This is a genomic window from Peribacillus sp. P4_D6 (genome assembly GCF_056401795.1).
In genome coordinates, this window is sequence record NZ_JBFUIQ010000263.1 from 1 (window position 1) to 2,607 (window position 2,607).

Genomic DNA, 2,607 nt, shown 5'->3' on the forward strand with positions numbered 1-2,607 from the left:
GTACTGCCCTTAAGATATAGGAGGAAGTATCTTCGGCGATGACTTCACCTTTTGTATCGAGTATGCTTCCCCTTTTTGCTTCTATGACCTGTTTTTTTTCATATTTCTTTTCGATTTTTGAAGCCAGTACCTCCCCGCCAGCTGTACCAGTCACCTGAATATACAAAAAGCGGCAGACTAAAACAAAAAAGAGCAGGCCGAATAAGAAGAATAATCCGGCTGCCCCATGCTTCATATTTTTTTGTTTCTGCATTATCACTGCACACCCTTCACATTATTCTCATTTAACTTGAACCCTAGCGCTGCAGCTTTTTTCCAAATTCTCTCGTATGTACTAAGTTCAGCAACCTGCACTTTCAAATCATCATTCACTTTACCCTGTTCTTCAATCGACGTTTCCACTAGCTGGATCTCTTTATTCGTTTCATAGATGGCCGCTTGATTAGAGACTATTTTCACTCCCATGAAGGTAACCATGATAGCAAGGGCACAGAGTAAGAAAACTTCACCAATGGATATCTTCGCTTTACGGATGACCACTGTTTGCTGTGCCTGTTGCTGCTGTTGGTCTTCATATTGCTGTTCTTGTACTTTTTTGGCTATGGAACTCATTCATGTTCCCCCTCACTGATATTTTTCTGTAATCATTGCTTTTCGGCGATTCTTAGCTTAGCCGACCGGGAACGATTATTCCCTTCCAATTCTTCTTCTGAAGGTAAAATCGGTTTTCTCGTAATTATTTTCATGGTTGGCTTGAATTCATCCGGGATAACTGGAAGTCCAGGCGGAAGATCCGGCATGCTACTGGCCTTTTTAAATACCGTTTTACAAATTCTATCTTCGAGCGAATGGAATGTAATGACAGATATTCTTCCCTCTTTATCCAAAAGCGAAATGGCCTGCTCCAGGGAGTCTTCAAAGACACCAAGTTCGTCATTCACAGCGATCCTTATTGCTTGGAACACTCGTTTCGCAGGGTGTCCGCCTTTACGTCTTGCCGGGGCCGGTATCCCATCCTTAATTAATTCCACAAGTTCAAACGTCGTTTCAATCGGTTTTATTTCACGTGCCGCTTCAATTTTCCTGGCAATTTGTTTCGAAAACTTTTCTTCTCCATATTGGAAGAAAATTCTCAGCAAATCATGGAATGACCAAGTATTCACGACATCATAGGCAGAAATGGCTGCACTTTGGTCCATCCTCATATCCAATGGTGCATCATGGTTATAGCTGAAACCACGCTCCGGTGTATCCAATTGCGGGGATGACACACCTAAATCATAAAGGATCCCGTCCACTTTCTCGATTCCCCGGGCATTCAACTCTTCTTTTAAGTATTTAAAATTATTAGGAACAAGAACAATACGTTCGCCATAGCTTTCCAATTTTTCCTTAGCATTCCGAATCGCCGTTTCGTCCTGATCAAAAGCATAAAGCCTGCCCTTGTCAGAGAGCTGTGAAAGTAAGTATTCGCTGTGACCGGCTCCTCCTAAAGTACAATCCACATAAATTCCATCAGGTTTGATGTTTAATCCATCAACCGTCTCTTTTAATAACACTGTTGTATGTTGAAACATGCTAGACATCCTTCCAATCAAGTTATTGAGTGACTCTATTTCTGAGGGCAGCCTTAAATATCAAAGCCAATCATATTTTCTGCTATCTCAGCGAAAGAATCCTCCGAAGCTGAAAAATAGTTTTCCCAAAGGGATTTGCTCCAAATCTCAATACGATTGGTAACACCAAGAATTACACATTCTTTTTCCAATTGGCCATATGAAGTAAGCGGCGTGGGGATATTAATTCGCCCTTGTTTATCAATTTCGCATTCGGTAGCTGCAGAAAAGAAAAAACGGGTAAAGGCTCGGGCATCTTTTTTTGTTAAAGGCAGGGCTTTCAGCTTTTCTTCTAGTAGCTTCCACTCTTCCATAGGGTAACCAAATAAACATTGATCGAGTCCGCGGGTAAGGACAAATTGCTCCCCGAGATTTTCCCTGAATTTCACCGGGACTATCAAACGGCCCTTTATATCGATGTTATGATGGTACTCTCCCATGAACATACCCACTACCCCCACATTCTAATCTCAATGTACCACATTCCCCCACCTTTCTCCACTTGTTTTTACTTTCTCCTTCCAAGTAAAAATTACCTTCTTTTCTTATTAAGTTTATTTAGCCAAATTATTCAAAGAAAAGTGCATTTCCCTCGAATGTACTCAAACTTAGACGCAGGCCCACTATTACTGTCGAAGCCCCGCCTGACAAGTACTCAGGAAACAGAAAAAAAGACAGGCTTAAACACCTGTCTTCTTTCACATTTCAATCCCTCCATCAGGACTGGTTTGTGGCAACCGTATTCAAAATGATCTACCCGCCACTTTTCCCAAAACGGATGGTTTTTCTAAATGAAAATCAATTTATGCTGATTATTGAAGCGATAGTCCAGTTTCATCATATCCCTTACGAGCTCTGGCCCGTATTGATTCAAGTAATAAAACACATTCCAAATCCTCTCCTGGGGTGATTCGAGAGGGTACAGCGAATTTGCTATCCGATCATATTTTTTCAAGATGACCGAATGTCGTTCCTTTGTACGGTCACCGAT

At 41.5% G+C, this 2,607-nt stretch carries 3 protein-coding genes and 2 pseudogenes; all 5 read right to left on the reverse strand.

Going from position 1 to position 2,607, the window contains the following annotated elements:
- Positions 1–253 (reverse strand): annotated as a pseudogene (locus AC1DVB_RS26500) (penicillin-binding protein); the annotation flags it as partial.
- Between the two features lie 2 nt (positions 254–255).
- Positions 256–612: a cell division protein FtsL gene (gene ftsL, locus AC1DVB_RS26505; protein WP_063576915.1), complete on the reverse strand. Its 357-nt coding sequence runs from the start codon at positions 610–612 to the stop codon at positions 256–258.
- 32 nt (positions 613–644) lie between these two features.
- Positions 645–1,577 (reverse strand): 16S rRNA (cytosine(1402)-N(4))-methyltransferase RsmH, encoded by a 933-nt coding sequence (rsmH, locus tag AC1DVB_RS26510; RefSeq protein WP_034313911.1) that lies wholly within the window; start codon positions 1,575–1,577, stop codon positions 645–647.
- A 53-nt stretch (positions 1,578–1,630) separates the two neighbouring features.
- A complete protein-coding gene (gene mraZ, locus AC1DVB_RS26515) occupies positions 1,631–2,062 on the reverse strand; it encodes a division/cell wall cluster transcriptional repressor MraZ (RefSeq protein WP_034313914.1) in 432 nt (143 codons plus the stop codon).
- Positions 2,063–2,403: 341 nt separating this feature from the next.
- Positions 2,404–2,607 (reverse strand): annotated as a pseudogene (locus AC1DVB_RS26520) (bacillithiol biosynthesis cysteine-adding enzyme BshC); the annotation flags it as partial.